This window comes from Paenibacillus sp. AR247, assembly GCF_002968895.1.
In the GTDB taxonomy this organism is placed as follows: domain Bacteria; phylum Bacillota; class Bacilli; order Paenibacillales; family Paenibacillaceae; genus Paenibacillus_AQ; species Paenibacillus_AQ favisporus.
In genome coordinates this window covers 55,234-71,856 of record NZ_PCZT01000023.1, presented here as the reverse complement: position 1 = coordinate 71,856, position 16,623 = coordinate 55,234, and the positions used below count along the sequence as shown (strand labels likewise).

Here is a 16,623-nt window from a genome sequence, read left to right as displayed (position 1 = left end):
TAAAAGGTCACGCGCACCATGTAATGGCGCGATTTCTCCTTCTCCTCTTCCGGACTGATCTGCAGCAGCATCGTCACGTACGTTCCTTCCGTGAACGTGTCCGCCTGCTCCGGCGTCAGTCCCAGCACTTGCGCGATATCGCTTCCGGCCAGCTCATCCTCGTCCACGCCAAGGATCGCCCCGGCGCGGCGGTTCATCAGGATGACCTTGCCGGCCTCGTCCGTGGCGATCACGCCGTCGCTCATGTTCGTCAGGATCGAAGCGAGCTTCTCTTTCTCCTCTTCGTTCTGGATCAGCGCTTCGCGCAGCCGCGAAGTCATATAGTTGAACGCCTCGCTGAGCTGGCCGATTTCATCGTTGCCGAATACGGGCATTTTCTGGTCAAAGCTGCCCTCGGCCACCGCGGTGGCGTGGTTGGTCATTTCCTTGATCGGGTGAGTGATCGTATGAGCCAGAATGACGCCGAGCACGCAGGTCATCCCCAGCGCCAGCAGGATCCCGGAAATAAAAATGTTGTTCACCCGGCCCATCGTATCGTACAGCTCCTTCATCGAAGCGACGATGTAGATGGCGCCGACGATTTTCCCATTGTTCATGACCGGCTTCGCCACGACCTTCTTGCGCACGTTGTCTTCATCGATGACGTATTCCTCGTTGTCCTTGATGCCCTGCAGCGCCCGGCTCACGACCGTCTGCGTGTTCTTCTTCCCGACATAGTCGGCATGCGAAGGGTAAGACGTGATCAGCACCTTGCCGCTGGCGTCAAGCACCTGGATTTCCGCCCCGTTCAGGTTGAACAGGTTGTTGACGATTGCTCCCAGGCTCTCCACCGGATTATTCTCTCCCGTATCCCCGGTGCCGCCCAGCTTATCCGCCGCAAGCACCGACAGCAGCTCCGCCCGCTCCTGCAGGTCCTTCGTAAAGTTGCTGGTCAGGGAATTTTTCATCGCGCTGACAAAATCACCCCGATCAGCTGCATCGCGATCAGGATTAGCAGCACATAGATGATGATCAGCTTCGCCTGGATCGTGCGGAAAAAGGAGGGCCATTTCATTTATAGGCCCCCGTTTTTGGGACTCCGCATGACGTAGCCAAGCCCCCTCCGGGTAAGGATGTATTCCGGCTTGCTCGGATTCTCCTCGATTTTCTCGCGCAGACGCCGGATCGTCACATCGACGGTGCGGACATCGCCGAAGTATTCAAATCCCCATACCGCCTGCAGCAGATGCTCCCGTGTCATGACTTTGCCCGCATTTTTGGCCAAGTAATACAGCAGCTCGTACTCCCGGTGCGTCAGATCCAGCGCTTCGCCGTCCTTGTACACCAGATACATATCCGTATCGATAAACAGGCCGAACAGCTGCACGCCCTGCTTTGGCGTCTCCGCGGCAGGCGCGGCGGCCGCCTCCGTACCGCTCGGTTTGTTCTGGCGCCGCATCTGCGCCTTGACCCGGGCCAGCAGCTCGCGCGTGCTGAACGGCTTGGTGACATAGTCATCCGCCCCAAGCTCCAGTCCCAGCACCTTGTCGATCTCCTCGTCCTTGGCCGTCAGCATAATGATCGGCAGCTCCATCCCGGCGGCGCGCACCTCGCGGCACACGTCCATGCCGTCTTGCCGGCAGCATCAGATCCAGCAGCATCATCCTTCCTTTTCATGAAAATTTCTTGCAAACCTCCGCCATCCCACTAAAAAAAGCACGGCCTCCCTCAAGAGACCATGCTTTGAATATAAATATATGATAGCTGTATCCGGTTATGATCTTGTGCTAAACCTTACCGCAGCCCAACTCAGTTCAAATATTTCATCGGGTTCTGAATCGAACCGTTCTTGTGGATCTCAAAATGCAGGTGGGTGCCGGTCGAATGCCCGGTGCTGCCCATGATGCCGATTTTTTCGCCTTGGCTTACTTTTTGACCGCTGTGAACCGAGATGCTGTTCAAATGTCCGTACAGCGTTTCATAGCCGTTGCCGTGACTGATGATGATGGCGTTGCCGTAGCCGCTGATTTGACCCGTAAAGGTTACCGTGCCGTCGTCAGCCGCCATGATCGTCCGGTTGCCGGATACCATGTCGATGCCCTTATGCATCTTGCCCCAGCGGGTTCCGTAGGAGCTGGATATGATATGGCCGCTCACCGGCCAGGCGAACTGTCCGGAGCCCCTGCCCGGAACTTTCGTTCCCTGCAGGACGACCTCTTTGAGCGAAGACTTCACGACCGTTTGTCCGAGCCACTGCTCGCTGATGACCTTTCCGTTCTCCTTCGTCACCTGATAGGTCATCACCTTCAGGCCTTCCTGTCCGGGCCGAACGACCTTAGTCTTGCCGGCCGGCAGTTCCTTGCTCTTGCGGATTTCGATTTCCGGCGCAGTCGATACCTGTTCAGTCACCTTCTCGACCGTCTTCACCGTAATTGGCGGCTTCGGTACGGTCAGCTTCAGCTGATCGCCGATCTGCAGGTACTTTTCCTTCACACCCGGATTGTTGCTGTAGATCTCCTTCTGGCTGATCTTGAACTGGCTCGCGATCGTGCTGATCGTATCGCCTTCCTCCACCGTGTACACTAGCGGCGCTTCCTGCCCCGTCGTCAGCAGCTTGGCTGCCTCCGCAGCGGTCAGCACTTTGTTCGGGTCAGCCTTGACCGGCGCTACAGTTACTTTCTCCTTAATCGACACCTTTTGAGCCGAAGCTCCCGGTGTATTCGCGGCTTTCGCCGAGGAGGTGGTAGCTGCCATCTTCTTCAGCTTCGTTTCCGCCTTGTCCTTCCCGCTGGCCGCAGTGACCACAGCCTTCGGCGCGAACTTCATCTGCGCCTGTTCCAATGCGGCATCCACCGTGGCCTGGTCCTTCACGATCCCGACGACCTTGCCGTTTACTTTCAGCTCCACACCTTCGGCATATGCCTTAAGCATACCGTCCAGCTTCTTGAGCGTGTTATCCGTATCAGGCTTGGCCTGAAACGCCTTCTCGACCTTCGTCGTGATGCCGTCCGTCTGGAGCACCATCTCCACACCCGGATATTTATCTTGATATTCCTGCTGCTTCTGGCTGAACAGCTTATCGATTTGAGAGGGATCCTTGACCGTCCCGATTTCCTGATTATGTACAAGGACATGATAATACGGGACCACATTGGCATTGACGTACTGATTGCCTGCATACACAAGTCCAGCGATCACGATGACCGCACCGGCCGTACCCGCAATCCATTTCCGTGTAGCGCTCCATTTCCGCCCTTGGGATTCGGTTCCAGGCGTCGCAGCGCCCATATGCTGATGTTCATCCTGCTTTCCGGAGAGTTGCGCGGAATTTGTCGAAGCTTGATTATTCTCCGTCCAGCGGTTACCCTTAAAACCCTTCATAACTCTCTCCTTGTTTGCTTTGTATGCTTTTTCAAAAATGACGAAAAAGTTAAAATTTTGATACCTTTTAACACAATCTATACTTTAACACAACGTTTACAAACAATTCAACTCTCGGCGCACAGCAAAAAACCCGCGTCCGGCGCGGGTTTGTGTTATTTACCTATATGTGGATTGCGTTGCTTTAATTCGTTAAAAGGTTACAACTTCCTCCGTTGGGTTTGATCGCCCAGTGTTTCCAGCTGTCTATTGCTCCAGCAGTTTACTAAGCGCGGCATATTCTTCCTTCGTCAAATACTTGGAGATCGTGTCTTCTATTGTCGATAATTCTTGCTCGGTCAGGCCGTCCTCCATGGCGGCCGAAATTTTTTGCATTTCCGATTGCGGCAGCTTTTTCATCAAAATGTTAAAAATCTGCTCCTTCTCCGTTGCAGTCAGCTCTTCTTTCTTCTGGATCATTTCGTCCGGGCTGATGACGACCTGCTGATCGGCTGCGGACTGGCTGCCCATGGCTGATTCGCTTAGACCCTGCCCCATAACGGGCAGTGCGTCGTCCGATGCATCCGCGCCCTCGGCGTCCGCAGTTCCTCCCGTCTCCGTACCGGCCGTGCTCCCGCTCCCCGATCCCGCCTCACCAGCGTTGGTTCCAGTCTGGGACCCGGCTCCGGCCGTTTCTCCCGCTTCCTCCGTGCTGCCTGTTCCGGTTTCTGCCGTAGTCGTGCTTCCATCCGTCGACTTGCTGTCGTCCGCCGCATGAGCCGTGCTGGCCGCCTCTTTATCGGGCTCCTTCTCCTTGGTGGTGTTCAAACCCAGCATTCCCTTCATCATGCCACCAATGCCCGTCGGCTGGCCCTCCAACTGAATGTTAAAGCTGGCCAGCAGCGATTGGACATACATATTCACGACAGCTCCCGTCGTAAGTACCGTCAGGCCGCTGATCAGCACCACAGTCAGCACCGTTTTAAGCAGCCATTGCGCAATCTTCATGGCGCACCTCCTCCTTTGCCCTTCCCGTCTCATATCCGGGCTGTTTTCCGGCATTCCAGCCGTTATTCTTTGTGACGACCTATCCATGCCAATACGTATGATTGTCTGTTATTAGAGCGTAATCGCTACGGGCTAGGCCGCCCCCACTCTGCACCGTTCCGACTCTATCAAAGTCACGGCCGCCGAACTCTATGAAACGGCGCTGCTCAATAGAATGAACTGAAAACTTTCAGTAAAATTTCAATTCAATCTATATATCTAGCAGTATTGACGGGAAGCGGAGGATTCAATCCTGCGGTACGCAAAATAGCCCCAACAAAGTGGGGCTTATGCTTCGATGCTTATTCCAGATACTTTTACGCAGACTCCACAAAGTTTATATACTCTCGAACATCTCAAAAAAAGGCCACCCTGACGCACTTGGCGTTAAGGTGACCTCATCGATCAAAACGGATATCTATTCGCCTGCTTCCAGGCTATTGTACGCTGATTACTGATTAATAGATCGGCAATACCTGATTGGTCTGGTTCCGGTTGCGTCCTACCGAGAAGATGGCAATCGGAATGCCTGTAAGCTCAGATACGCGGTTAACGTAGTTGCGTGTCGTTTCCGGCAGATCGTCCAGCGTCTTCGCGCCGGAAATATCTTCGTGCCAGCCCGGCATTTCTTCGTACACCGCTTCGCATTCGCCCAGCATTTTCAGGCTCGACGGGTAGTGGGTGATAATTTCCCCACGGTATTTGTATCCGGTGCAGATTTTAACCGTATCGAGACCTGTAAGCACGTCCAAGGAGTTCAGCGACAGTCCTGTCAGGCCGCTGACACGGCGGGCGTGGCGAACCACGACGCTGTCAAACCAGCCGACACGGCGCGCACGACCGGTTACGGTGCCGTACTCATGGCCCTTTTCCCGGATATAATCGCCGATCTCGTTGTTCAGCTCGGTCGGGAATGGTCCGTCGCCTACACGGGTCGTATAGGACTTGGCCACGCCGATGACCTGCTGAATTTTGGACGGGCCGACACCGGAACCGATACATACGCCGCCCGCGGACGGGTTGGACGAAGTAACATATGGATATGTGCCTTGGTCAATGTCCAGCATGACCCCTTGCGCGCCTTCAAACAGCACCTTGCGGTCTTCGTCGATCGCGTCGTTCAGGACGACCGAGGTATCGGTAACGTACTTCCGGATCTGCTCCGCATAGTCCAGGTACTGCTTCAGCACCTCCTCGACGTCCAGCGGCTCCCCGCCGTACATTTCGATGACCTGGTTCTTCTCTTTCATCAAATGGCGGAGCTTGAGTTCGAACTCCTCGGGATCCATCAGATCGGAAATCCGGATGCCGTTACGAGCCGCCTTGTCCATGTAGCATGGGCCGATCCCTTTCCGGGTCGTGCCGATCTTGTTCGGCCCTTTGCGGTCTTCTTCCAGACCGTCCAGCACCATGTGATACGGCATAATGACATGCGCGCGATCGCTGATTCTCAGATTGTCCGTCTTAAATCCGTTGTCGTGAATGTATTGGATCTCTTCGAGCAGTGCCGCCGGGTTGATCACCATCCCGTTGCCGATGACGCAAATTTTATCGGAATAAAATACGCCGGATGGAATCAGGCTGAGCTTATATTTTTTACCGTCAATCAGAATGGTATGACCGGCATTGTTGCCGCCTTGATACCGGGCCACCACATCGGCGCTTTCCGCAAGATAATCCGTAATCTTGCCTTTGCCCTCGTCTCCCCATTGTGTTCCCACAACGACTACTGTTGACATGTTCATTCCCCCGCTTGGTGTGTACCACCGCATTTTAATTACAAGCTTATTTCATTATGTTTACCTGCAAGTATGATTATGCACCATTACAAAACTGCCATTGTCAAAGGGCATGTAAAACCCTCACACGTTCCAGTGTCCCCCTCCATGAGACGAGCGCTGGACTGTGCTAAAGCAGCATTACCAGTGTAACAGTCCCCATTTTTAAAGTCAAATAAAAAACGAACAATTGCACTAACTAAAGTACAATTGTTCGGAAATAAGACAAGCATTCTTAAAAATATGGATAACCATTTATAAGATCGATTGGATCTATCTATCTGTTCTCGCGAACATCATCGCCGGCTTCGCTACATCGCGAATGCGTCGGTGTGCGTCCGCTCGTAATTGACGAACTTATTGAAATTCTTCATGAAGACCAGTTCGACGGTGCCCACCGGACCGTTACGCTGCTTGGCGATAATGATCTCGATGATATTTTTCTTCTCCGTCTCCTGGTTATAGTAGTCGTCGCGGTACAGGAACGCAACGATATCGGCATCCTGCTCGATGGAACCCGACTCACGAAGGTCACTCATCATCGGACGCTTGTCCTGCCGCTGCTCTACGCCCCGGCTGAGCTGGGACAGAGCGATAACCGGTACGCTGAGCTCACGCGCGATCTGTTTCAGTGTACGGGAAATTTCGGATACTTCCTGCTGGCGGTTCTCGCCGGCTTTGCCACGTCCCTGGATCAGCTGCAGGTAGTCGATTACGATCATCCCGAGCCCTTTCTCCTTCTTCAGACGGCGGCACTTGGAGCGGATATCCGCAACGGTAATGCCTGGTGTATCATCGATGTAAATTTCGGCCTCCGCCAGGGAAGCGATCCCCATGGTCAGCTTGGCCCAATCCTCATCGGTCTTGAAATCACCGGTACGCATCAGGTTGGCATCCAGGTTGGCTTCGGCACAGATCATCCGGTTGACGAGCTGGGGCGCTGACATCTCCAGACTGAAGATCGCGACCGTTTCTTTCGCACGCACCGCCACGTTCTGGGCGATGTTCAGGGCAAATGCCGTCTTGCCGACGGAAGGACGGGCGGCCACGATAATCAAGTCGGAACGCTGGAAGCCATTCGTCATCCGGTCCAAATCGACAAAGCCTGTCGGTATGCCGGTGGTGCTTCCGCTCTGCTGGTGCAGCACCTCAACGCGCTCGAACACTTCCATCAGCACGTCGCGGATGGCGACAAAGCCGCTGCCGCTGCGCCGGTTGGAAATCTCCAGGATGCGCCGCTCGGCGTCGCTCAGCATGCCGGATACGTCTTCGCCGCCGGTGTAGCCTTCGCTGACGATCTGCGTCGCTGTGCGGATGAGCCGCCGCAGCATGGATTTCTCTTCGATGATCTGAGCGTAATACTCCACATTGGCCGCTGTCGGCACCGCATGTGCCAGCTTCGCCAGGTAGCTGACGCCCCCGATTTCTTCCAGCTGTCCCTTGTCCTGCAGACGCGAGGTTAAGGTAATGAGATCAATCGGCTGGTTCTCTTCTCCAAGCTGGATCATCGCCTCATAAATCAGCTGATGCGGCACATCGTAGAAATCCTCGGGTGAAACCCGCTCCATCGCGGTGATCATAGCCTCGCTCTGCAGCAGAATCGCACCTAGAACCGCCTGCTCCGCCTCCAGATTTTGCGGGGGAATCCGGTCGAAAAAGAGCTCTCCGCCCATCTTATTCCTCCGTGACCTGGACCTTCAGCGTAGCTTTGACATCCGGATGAAGCTTCACGGTCATCTGCGTCACGCCCAATGTCCGGATCGGCTCATCCAATTCGATCTTTCGTTTGTCGATCTTGATGCCTTGCTGCGAAAGTGCATCCGCGATTTGCTTGCTCGTGATGGCCCCGAACAGCCGTCCGCCTTCCCCGGCTTTCGCTTTAAGCTGTACGGTCATCTCTTCCAATTTTTTGCCGAGAACCTGTGCTTCCTCTTTCTCCTGCTCCTTGCGCTTCTGCTCGGCCGCGTTCTGGTTCTCCAGCGTCTTCATGTTACCCTCGGTTGCCACACGGGCGAGACCGCGCGGAATAAGGAAATTCGTTGCGTAGCCTTCCGATATATCTTTAATGTCCCCTTTTTTGCCTTGACCCTTAACATCCTTGATAAAAATGACTTTCATTCGAACAACCCCTCTTTCTCCTCAATTTGTGCAAGAACTTCGAGCAGCTGGGCCTCCGCTTCCTTGACGGTGCCCTTCAGCTGCACGGCAGCATTGGTCAGATGGCCTCCGCCGCCGAGGCGCTCCATCACGACCTGCACGTTCATCTTCCCGAAGGAACGGGCGCTGATCCCGATCAACCCGTCCGGACGTTCACTGATCACGAAGGAGGCCACCACATCCGTCATGTTCAGCAGCGTATCCGCCACCTGCGCAATGAGCAGCTGCGGGATGACCGTTCCCGGATCCGTTACGGCCAGAGCGATATGATCATATACCATTTTAGCACGCTTAATGATATCTGACTTTGCCAGATATTCCTGCAGGTCTTCCTTCAGCATCCGCTGGATCTGGATCGTATCCGCTCCGCTCCGGCGGAGGAAGCCTGCCGCCTCAAATGTCCGGGAACCGGTATGCAGCGCAAAATGCTTCGTATCCACCGTAATCCCGGCCAGCAGCATGGTCGCTTCCAGCGGCGTGAGCTGGATTTTCTCATGGATATACTGCAGCAGCTCCGTCACCAGCTCACAAGCGGATGAAGCGTACGGCTCCATGTACACGAGCACGGCGTCGTTAATGAATTCTTCGCCGCGGCGGTGATGGTCGACCACGACGACCCGGCTGGCGTGATGAACCAGCTTCGGTTCGATTGTCATGGACGCCTTGTGCGTGTCCACCACGACCAGCAGGCTGTGCGGTTCAGCACGCCGATGGAGGCTCCGATGACGTCCATATCTGGCATCTTGTGCCCCATAATGAACACCTTGTCGCTCTCCTGCATCAGGTCGCGCAGTGCATGCGCGATGACGCGCGCCCGGACCCGCGTGCGCTTCTCGACGGCGTTGGACTTGCCGCCGTAGAAAGACAGCCGCTGGCCGGCCTTGACGGCCGCCTGGTCGCCGCCGCGCCCGAGCGCCATGTCGAGCGACGACTGCGCCAGCTCGCCCAGCTCGCTGATGCTGTCGGGGCCAAAGCCCAGCCCGATGCTCAGCGTCATCGGTACTTTCAGCTCCGCGGTCATTTCGCGGACCTCGTCAAGAATGACAAAGCGGCTTTTCTCCAGCTCCTGTAGCGATCTATAGTTCAGCATCATTAAATACCGGTCGGACGACAAGCGCCGCAGATACACTTCGTAATGCTTCGCCCATTCCGTGATTTCGCTGGTCACCTTCGCAATGAGCGACGTGCGCTGCTGGTCATCCATGCCCTGGGCCGCTTCGTCCAGGTTATCCATCATAATAATGCCGATCGCCAGCTTCTCGGCCTCGTATTTCTCCCGGAGCACGACCATCTCCGTTACGTCGTACAGATAGATCAGCCGCTCATCGGTGTTCAGGATCAAATGATAGTGCAGCTCGCCCACCTGGATTTCCGTCTCGATCTCCTTGGGCCCGTCCTTATGCGCTTCCCGGCCGCCGTCCCTTTTCTCGGCAAGCAGCGGCATCAGATCAGGAAACAGCTCGGATAGGCTAGCGCCCACAAGCGATTTTTGACCGAACATGGTACAGACGAACCGGTTATTCCATTCAACCACGCGGTCCTCGCTGTACAGCACGATCCCAAAGGGCAGCGTATTGATGGCTTCCCCTTCGACCCGTTTCACCCGGAAGGAGAGGCCGTTGATGTATTCAAGCAGTTTTTTGCGGAAGTCCATTTCCTTCTTCAGCACCGCATAGCAGAGCGCGACGACAAGGCAGAGGCTGACGATTCCCAGCGCCCAGTTATACCGGGTCACAATAATGACCAGAACCAGCATCAGCGCAAACGCCCAGACGGTATAATAGCCGTGCCAGCGTTTCTGTAGAAATTTAGGCATGACACCCACCCTAACGTTTTGATTTGGTCATAAATTGACGAAGCGGAAATGCAAGATCCAGAATGCCGATAATCCGCATCGGCGGGAACAGCAGAATGGGAATCGCGAACAGCAGCGGGATGACGGGATGCCATTTTCGCTTGTGCCCCAAAAAGAAGAAGAAGCCAAACGCTTGAATCATAAAGCAAATATGCAGAAGCGGCAGCAAGTTCGCGGCAATCATGTCGAGAAAGCTGTTCTTTGATCCGCTTGCGAAAATTTCAATAATGACACCAATCAGATAATACCAGATCAGGGATCTCGGCAGCATCCACTCGCGGGCCGGCTTCAGCCTTGGAACAGAGAAGCCCATGCTGTCCATGATCGGACGAGCAAGCGCGTGCGTGATCACCGCCATCATAAAGGAACTGACTATCATGGCAAAAGGAATCATTTGCACCGTGGCGTCGCTTACCATCTGCATCTCCTCGGGAGACCAGGCCATATCCGAAATCAGCGGGTTGCTTCCGCCCACATCACGCAGCGGAGACATCGTCATTTTGACAATGTCATGGACATAGCTGGACAGATCAAAGTGGAAGAACGCCGTTCCGACCAACAGCAGGAGCAGCAGTTCCGCCAGAATGGTACCCGCACCCAGCATTAATGTGCGTATAGCCGGCACCCTTCTCTTGTAAGCCCGCCCCATAATCAGGGCAGGAATCATAAAATAAACGGCGAGCAGCAAATACACCGGATGTACAAGGTAGGCAATCAGCCAAACCGGGAGCACATGCAGTATGAACGATTTGACGTTAAGTGTTGTGAATAGGATTGCGGCCGGCAGGATGAGAAAAAAGACGGTCACAATCGAGAAGGGAGATAGTAAAGATAGCAGCAGGAGCAAATAGACGACACTCCAGACTACCGACGTCCAGCGCATTTTCAATGTGTTCACCTCTTACGCATATGTTCTTCCAGCGCGGAAATATCCTGGTACCAATCTTCAAGCTGGTGACCTTCCTGTTTATGCTTCTTCAATTTGTCGAGCAGCAGATCATCCATGTCCCGGTAGGACATGCCGAGCCTGCGGGCCAGTATGTAAGAGCTCATAATCAAGCTGGCGAGACTGTCACCCACCCGGGTGGTGCTGCCTTCCCACAAGGCTTTGAAAAGACGGGATACGTGGTCTACGACTTCGGTTTTCAGCCATTCAATAACTTTAGCACGTTTGGCTACATCCAAATCCTTTGGCATGCCTCTAGGTCACACTCCCTTAAATAACCCCACGATGTGGGGCTTTATCCTCCGATGCCTATTCGGTTTCTCTTCGGCGGCCCAATATCAGCAAATACGCCTTTTTTTGATGAAAAAGCTTTATTCTCCATTATAGCATAAATAATAGCCTCTCACGAAAAGCCCCCCTGGCCTAAAACGGCGGCAAACATCCAGCAAAGTGGCGTTATTAACCTCTGCCTATGTTCCTGCCTACGAACGGATAAATGAATAAATGATAAGGCAAAAAAGACCTGCCATCCCGTACATCTCAATCCAAGCAGGTCTTTTGCCATTGCTTATTCAAAATCTTTGCCCAGCTTCCTCAAACCAGCGGATTAGCGGGTCTCTATGGATGCCTTGGTCTCCTCCGAAGCTTTGGATTCTCTGGAGACGAACTTCTCGCAGTATTCGATAATCTGGCTTCTGCGCACGATGCCGATAAACCGGTTCATATCATCCACCACCGGCACGAAGTTCTGCACTTTCGCCAAATTAATCAGATCTTCCATATTGGCGTCGATGGACACCGGCTTATTATGCACTTTGAGCGGAACTTCCTTCAGCAGAAATTTGGACGTATTCTCGAACGTCACCTTTCCGCCGGAATTCTTCATATACCAGAGCAGATCGCCTTCCGTGACCGTTCCTGCATATTCCCCGTTCTTCCCGACGATCGGTACGGCCGTATACCTGTGATACTCCATCCGTTCCAGCGTTTGCCGCAGCGTGGAGTCCATGGTAACACTGACCACTTCCTGTTTAGGGAGCAGAAAAAAACGCTATATTCATGAAAATTGATCCTCCTCTTACCCTTTTTCAAGGTTCCCCTAACTCCATACGTTTCAAACCGCCCAATGTCTCAGTAGGGACACAAAATCAGCAGCCGAACCTGTGGCTGCCGATCATGCCCCGCATTTCTGATCCCGCAAAATGCGCACTGCTGCTTGTTGCGGTTTGGTTTTCTCTATATGCGAGCCAGCAGGCACGCTTTTTTGATATAAGAAAGCTTAATCTTCGAAGACTCAGCATCCTTATATCGCAAGAAAAACTTCCGCTAAACGCGGTCTGGCTTCTTAGAACATTCGTCGATAAACGTTTTGTTTTAGATATAAGAAAGCTTAATCTTCGGGGACTCAGCATCCTTATATCGCAAGAAAAACTTCCGCTAAACGCGGTCTGGCTTCTTAGAACATTCGTCGATAAACGTTTTTGTTACTTTACAGCAGTCGTTTCTTCCTTCTTATCCAACATATCCGGCGTCAACAACTGATCCGAAGGGGTGTCCGGATTCTCCCAGCTGTCGATCAGCTTCTTGGCGTTCTGCACATCCTTCTTGATCGGATCATCATAATAAACGCCGTCAATCTTCATGCCCTCACCCATGATGGTATAGGCAGTCATCTCAGCCTTATCACCGGCCAGCACTTGTTTCGCTAAATTGATAATGAAATTGGGCTGCATATCGGTTTTGAAATTGTCACCCATAATTTCGAGCAGCTCCGGAATTTTGGAAATTTGATTCAGGTTCAGCATCCGGTTGGCCACCGCATCCAAAAAGACCTGCTGGCGCTTCGTCCGGTTAAAATCGCTGTCCTCCCGGTAGCGCACATAGTTGAGCGCTTCTTCACCGCTGTAAATAGGCTTATTGGCTTTGACCGTAAATTTCTCATGATCCTTGCCTTTGTTGACAATATCTTTGCCGATCGGCAGCTCCACGCCGCCCAGCGCATCAACCGCGTCCTTCAGACCTTTGAAATTGATGGTGGCATAATAATTGATATCGTGGTCCAGGAACGCCTCGACGGTATCCTTGGACATCTGCTGACCTCCAAAGGCATACGCATGGGTAATTTTATCTTTTTTACCTTTGCCGACAATCTCTGTATACGTGTCCCGCGGAATCGAAATGAGCAGCACCTTGGAATCCTTTGGACGTACGACCGAATAAATGATCGTATCCGAACGCGACGGTTCGTTGTCACGCTGGTCGGATCCGAGCAGCAGCACCGAGAACGGCTTGCTTTGGTACGCAATCTTCTCCACCGGCTTGCTCGGCACGTTGTCCTGGGACGTCAACGGCTGATACGATTTCTGCAGCGAGCTTTCCACTTGCTTGGACAGGAACAGGTCAAAGGCCATGACTGCGAGCTGCTTGCGGAAGAGATAAGCCCCTCCGGCCAGAAGCAGCAAAATCACAGTTAACGTTATATATGTTTTTGTTCTCTTTTTCATTAAGGGATTCCTTCTTTAAATTTAGAATAAAAAATGAATTATAGCCAGGTCGCGCCTGTACTTCCATCCCTCCCTTCTATATTTACACGAGGGGCGAAGGCTTGACGCACAAGCTTGCCCGCTGCCATTTGGGTATAAAGTCACAGCCAAACGACATTTACATTGTAAACGCAAACGAAACAAAAGAAAACCTTAAAAAGGTAACAGTGTTACCGGAAAGAGGATATTTCCAAGCTGTTTTCTTCCCTCAAAAAAAGCCCCGCCTCGGCTGAACACCGCAGGCAGGGCTGTATATGGAACGCTCAGAAGGACCCCAATCCATCCTGTATACGCAGCATATGAGCTCTAATCATCGAATACAATATTACTTCAGGCTGTTCAGGTCCGAACCGCCTTCCACGCCGATCGGGAAGTGGCAGGCAACCTGGCGCCCAGGAAGCACTTCCGTCAGGGCCGGTTCCACTTGGCTGCATTTCTCCTGAGCAAACGGGCAGCGTGGATGGAAACGGCAGCCGGACGGTGGATTGGCCGGAGACGGCACATCGCCCTGAAGGACGATCCGGTTGCGTTTCTTCGTTGGCGTCGGCTTCGGAATCGCGGACAGAAGCGCAGCGGTGTAAGGATGCAGCGGGTTGGCGTACAGCGTTTCCGTTTCGCCGATCTCAACCATTTTACCGAGGTACATGACGCCGACGCGGTCAGAAATATGCCGGACGACGTTCAGGCCGTGGGCGATGAACAGAAACGTTAGGCCCATTTCGCGCTGCAGCTTCATCAGCAGGTTGATGACCTGCGACTGGACCGACACGTCAAGCGCCGATACTGCTTCGTCGGCCACGATGAATTTCGGATTCAGCGCGATGGCTCGGGCAATCCCGATCCGCTGGCGCTGACCGCCGGAAAATTCATGCGGATAACGGTTCCGACGCGAAGCGTCCAAACCGACCAGCTCCATCAGCTCAATGACGCGTTTTTCGATCTGCGACGCAGACATCTTCGTATGGACCTTCAGCGGTTCGCCGATAATATCCTTGACCAGGAAGCGCGGGTTCAGGGAACCGAACGGATCCTGGAAAATAATTTGCATTTCCTCGCGCATTTTGTTCAATTCCTTGGAGCCCATGGAATGAATATCGCGCCCGTTAAATTTAACAGCACCAGCAGTAGCGTTCTGCAGCCGTAAAATGACCCGGCCCAGCGTTGACTTGCCACAGCCGGACTCGCCTACGAGTCCAAAGGTTTCGCCTTCGCGGATCGTAATGGACACATCGTCGACCGCTTTGACGTTGCCCACAACGCGGTTCAGCAGTCCTTTATGGATAGGGAAATACTTCTTCACGTGCTCTACTTCGATCAAGTTCTTAGCCATTGGCATTTCCCCCTATTCCACCGCTTACCGAAACTCCATTACGATCCTTGTCTTCGTACAACCAGCACTTCGTGCTGTGTTCTGCACCAATCTGGATATCGCCCGGCTCTACCTGACGGCATTTATCCATCACATGCGGACAGCGCGGGTTGAACCGGCAACCTTTCGGCAGGTTGCCCAGACCAGGGATGGTGCCCTTGATCGTGTACAATTCGTTGCCGCGTTTACCTTCAAATCCCGGAATGGACTGCAGCAGACCAACCGTGTATGGGTGGGAAGGGTTCGAGAAAATCTCTTCAACCGTACCCTTCTCGACGATCGAGCCCGCATACATAACGGCTATATGGTCAGCCACCTCGGCAGCCACACCCATATCATGTGTGATCAGCAGAATCGCCATACCGAGTTCTTCTTTCAGTTTCATAAGCAGTTCCAGAATCTGTGCCTGTACCGTCACGTCCAATGCGGTCGTCGGTTCGTCCGCGATCAAGAGCTCCGGTTTGCAGGCCAGTGCCACCGCGATGACGACGCGCTGACACATACCGCCCGACAGTTCGTGCGGATACTGCTTGGCTCGCATTTCCGGAGCCGGAATACCTACCAGACGAAGCAGTTCGATCGCTTCTTTCCAGGCTTCGCTGTGGCTCTTGTTCTGATGCAGACGCAGGCTCTCCGCGATCTGCTCACCCACGGTAAAGACGGGGTTAAGCGCAGACATCGGGTCCTGAAAAATCATCGCGATCTTGTTGCCGCGGATCGATCTCATCTGGTCCTGCTCTTTAGTTGCAAGGTCGTCGCCATTAAACCGGATGTTACCTTCCAGTATACTGCCCCCTGCATAATCTATCAGACGCATGATGGATAAAGAGGTAACACTTTTTCCGCTGCCGGACTCGCCGACGAGGCAGAGCGTCTGTCCTTTTTCGATATTGAGTGAGATCCGGTCCGTCGCCTTGACGAAACCATTCTCGGACATAAATGCCGTGGTCAGATTCCGGATTTCGAGTAGTTTTTCCGCCATTTGTCCAGCCTCCTCCGGGAAATCTTCTTCTTCTGTCTAGGGTCCATCGCATCGCGGATACCGTCGCCGATGAAGTTGACGGCAAGCACGACCGCCAGGATACAAACCCCTGGATAAATGGCCTGCAACGGGTCAATCAGCATAAACTCTTGCGAGTTGCTCAGCATAAGTCCCCAGCTTGTGGCCGGTGCCTGGATACCCAGACCCAGGTAGGACAATCCGGACTCGGAAAGAATCGCGCCCCCTACCATCAGGGTGGCGTTTACGATAATCGGAAAGCTTGCGTTACGAAGCAAATGCCTGAAAATAATACCTGTCTTGGAAACGCCGATGGCGCGGGCAGCTTCCACGTACTGCATTTCACGAAGCTGCAGGTACGTACCGCGAACGAGTCGGGCCACGCCCATCCAGCTTGTAAAGGCCAATATCATGATCATATATTGGATTTTCGTTCCGAAAATCGCCATAACCAAAATGTTTAGGAACAGCGTCGGTATCGAGTTCATGACGTCAATCAGACGCATGAAGATCGTATCGATCCAGCCGCCGAAGAAGCCGGAAATCGCGCCGACCAATGTTCCGATGATGACGGAAATGGCCGCGACGG

Annotated in this window: 11 protein-coding genes and 4 pseudogenes; all 15 read right to left on the bottom strand. The window is 53.5% G+C overall.

All coding sequences use genetic code 11. The features are described 5' to 3' along the window. Positions 1–1,054 (bottom strand): annotated as a pseudogene (locus CPT76_RS29315) (HAMP domain-containing protein); the annotation flags it as partial. Next, positions 1,055–1,643 (bottom strand): annotated as a pseudogene (locus CPT76_RS29310) (winged helix-turn-helix domain-containing protein); the annotation flags it as partial. It abuts the pseudogene before it with no gap. Between the two features lie 145 nt (positions 1,644–1,788). Further along, entirely contained in the window at positions 1,789–3,360 is a 1,572-nt protein-coding gene (locus CPT76_RS29305) for a peptidoglycan DD-metalloendopeptidase family protein (protein WP_105445382.1), read from the bottom strand. A gap of 246 nt (positions 3,361–3,606) precedes the next feature. Continuing rightward, positions 3,607–4,347, bottom strand: coding sequence for a hypothetical protein (locus tag CPT76_RS29300; RefSeq protein WP_105445381.1), 741 nt, complete (start codon positions 4,345–4,347; stop codon positions 3,607–3,609). A gap of 497 nt (positions 4,348–4,844) precedes the next feature. Then, positions 4,845–6,125, bottom strand: a complete 1,281-nt coding sequence (locus CPT76_RS29295) for an adenylosuccinate synthase (protein WP_105445380.1) — start codon at positions 6,123–6,125, stop codon at positions 4,845–4,847. A gap of 350 nt (positions 6,126–6,475) precedes the next feature. Beyond that, positions 6,476–7,837, bottom strand: coding sequence for a replicative DNA helicase (gene dnaB, locus CPT76_RS29290; RefSeq protein WP_105445379.1), 1,362 nt, complete (start codon positions 7,835–7,837; stop codon positions 6,476–6,478). Position 7,838: 1 nt separating this feature from the next. Beyond that, the gene (gene rplI / locus CPT76_RS29285; protein ID WP_076172443.1) at positions 7,839–8,282 is read right to left on the bottom strand and encodes a 50S ribosomal protein L9; all 444 of its coding nucleotides are present in this window, start codon (positions 8,280–8,282) and stop codon (positions 7,839–7,841) included. Continuing rightward, a pseudogene (locus tag CPT76_RS42335) lies at positions 8,279–10,137 on the bottom strand (DHH family phosphoesterase). Before CPT76_RS42335 ends, rplI begins: the two are co-directional and overlap by 4 nt. A gap of 10 nt (positions 10,138–10,147) precedes the next feature. Next, on the bottom strand, positions 10,148–11,059 hold the full coding sequence (locus CPT76_RS29275; protein ID WP_234489821.1) for a DUF2232 domain-containing protein: 912 nt from the start codon (positions 11,057–11,059) through the stop codon (positions 10,148–10,150). Positions 11,060–11,070: 11 nt separating this feature from the next. Then, complete coding sequence (locus tag CPT76_RS29270; RefSeq protein ID WP_076172449.1) at positions 11,071–11,373, bottom strand: MazG-like family protein; 303 nt, start codon at positions 11,371–11,373, stop codon at positions 11,071–11,073. 356 nt (positions 11,374–11,729) lie between these two features. Next, a pseudogene (locus tag CPT76_RS29265) lies at positions 11,730–12,183 on the bottom strand (CBS domain-containing protein). Positions 12,184–12,606: 423 nt separating this feature from the next. Then, complete coding sequence (locus CPT76_RS29260; protein WP_105445378.1) at positions 12,607–13,626, bottom strand: LCP family protein; 1,020 nt, start codon at positions 13,624–13,626, stop codon at positions 12,607–12,609. A 364-nt stretch (positions 13,627–13,990) separates the two neighbouring features. Beyond that, a complete protein-coding gene (locus CPT76_RS29255) occupies positions 13,991–14,995 on the bottom strand; it encodes an ABC transporter ATP-binding protein (protein ID WP_105445377.1) in 1,005 nt (334 codons plus the stop codon). Next, positions 14,988–16,016 (bottom strand): ABC transporter ATP-binding protein, encoded by a 1,029-nt coding sequence (locus CPT76_RS29250; RefSeq protein WP_105445376.1) that lies wholly within the window; start codon positions 16,014–16,016, stop codon positions 14,988–14,990. Before CPT76_RS29250 ends, CPT76_RS29255 begins: the two co-directional genes overlap by 8 nt. Further along, positions 15,983–16,623 (bottom strand): ABC transporter permease (locus CPT76_RS29245; protein ID WP_146116472.1); only part of this gene is annotated, 641 nt, incomplete at its 5' end. The genes CPT76_RS29245 and CPT76_RS29250, both read right to left, overlap by 34 nt.

Excerpts from the sequence above, each read along its gene's own strand:
- CPT76_RS29305 (WP_105445382.1), bottom strand. The coding sequence starts at position 3,360 with ATGAAGGGTTTTAAGGGTAACCGCTGGACGGAGAATAATCAAGCTTCG.
- CPT76_RS29300 (WP_105445381.1), bottom strand. The coding sequence starts at position 4,347 with ATGAAGATTGCGCAATGGCTGCTTAAAACGGTGCTGACTGTGGTGCTG.
- CPT76_RS29295 (WP_105445380.1), bottom strand. The coding sequence starts at position 6,125 with ATGTCAACAGTAGTCGTTGTGGGAACACAATGGGGAGACGAGGGCAAA.
- dnaB (WP_105445379.1), bottom strand. The coding sequence starts at position 7,837 with ATGGGCGGAGAGCTCTTTTTCGACCGGATTCCCCCGCAAAATCTGGAG.
- rplI (WP_076172443.1), bottom strand. The coding sequence starts at position 8,282 with ATGAAAGTCATTTTTATCAAGGATGTTAAGGGTCAAGGCAAAAAAGGG.
- CPT76_RS29275 (WP_234489821.1), bottom strand. The coding sequence starts at position 11,059 with ATGCGCTGGACGTCGGTAGTCTGGAGTGTCGTCTATTTGCTCCTGCTG.
- CPT76_RS29270 (WP_076172449.1), bottom strand. The coding sequence starts at position 11,373 with ATGCCAAAGGATTTGGATGTAGCCAAACGTGCTAAAGTTATTGAATGG.
- CPT76_RS29260 (WP_105445378.1), bottom strand. The coding sequence starts at position 13,626 with ATGAAAAAGAGAACAAAAACATATATAACGTTAACTGTGATTTTGCTG.
- CPT76_RS29255 (WP_105445377.1), bottom strand. The coding sequence starts at position 14,995 with ATGGCTAAGAACTTGATCGAAGTAGAGCACGTGAAGAAGTATTTCCCT.
- CPT76_RS29250 (WP_105445376.1), bottom strand. The coding sequence starts at position 16,016 with ATGGCGGAAAAACTACTCGAAATCCGGAATCTGACCACGGCATTTATG.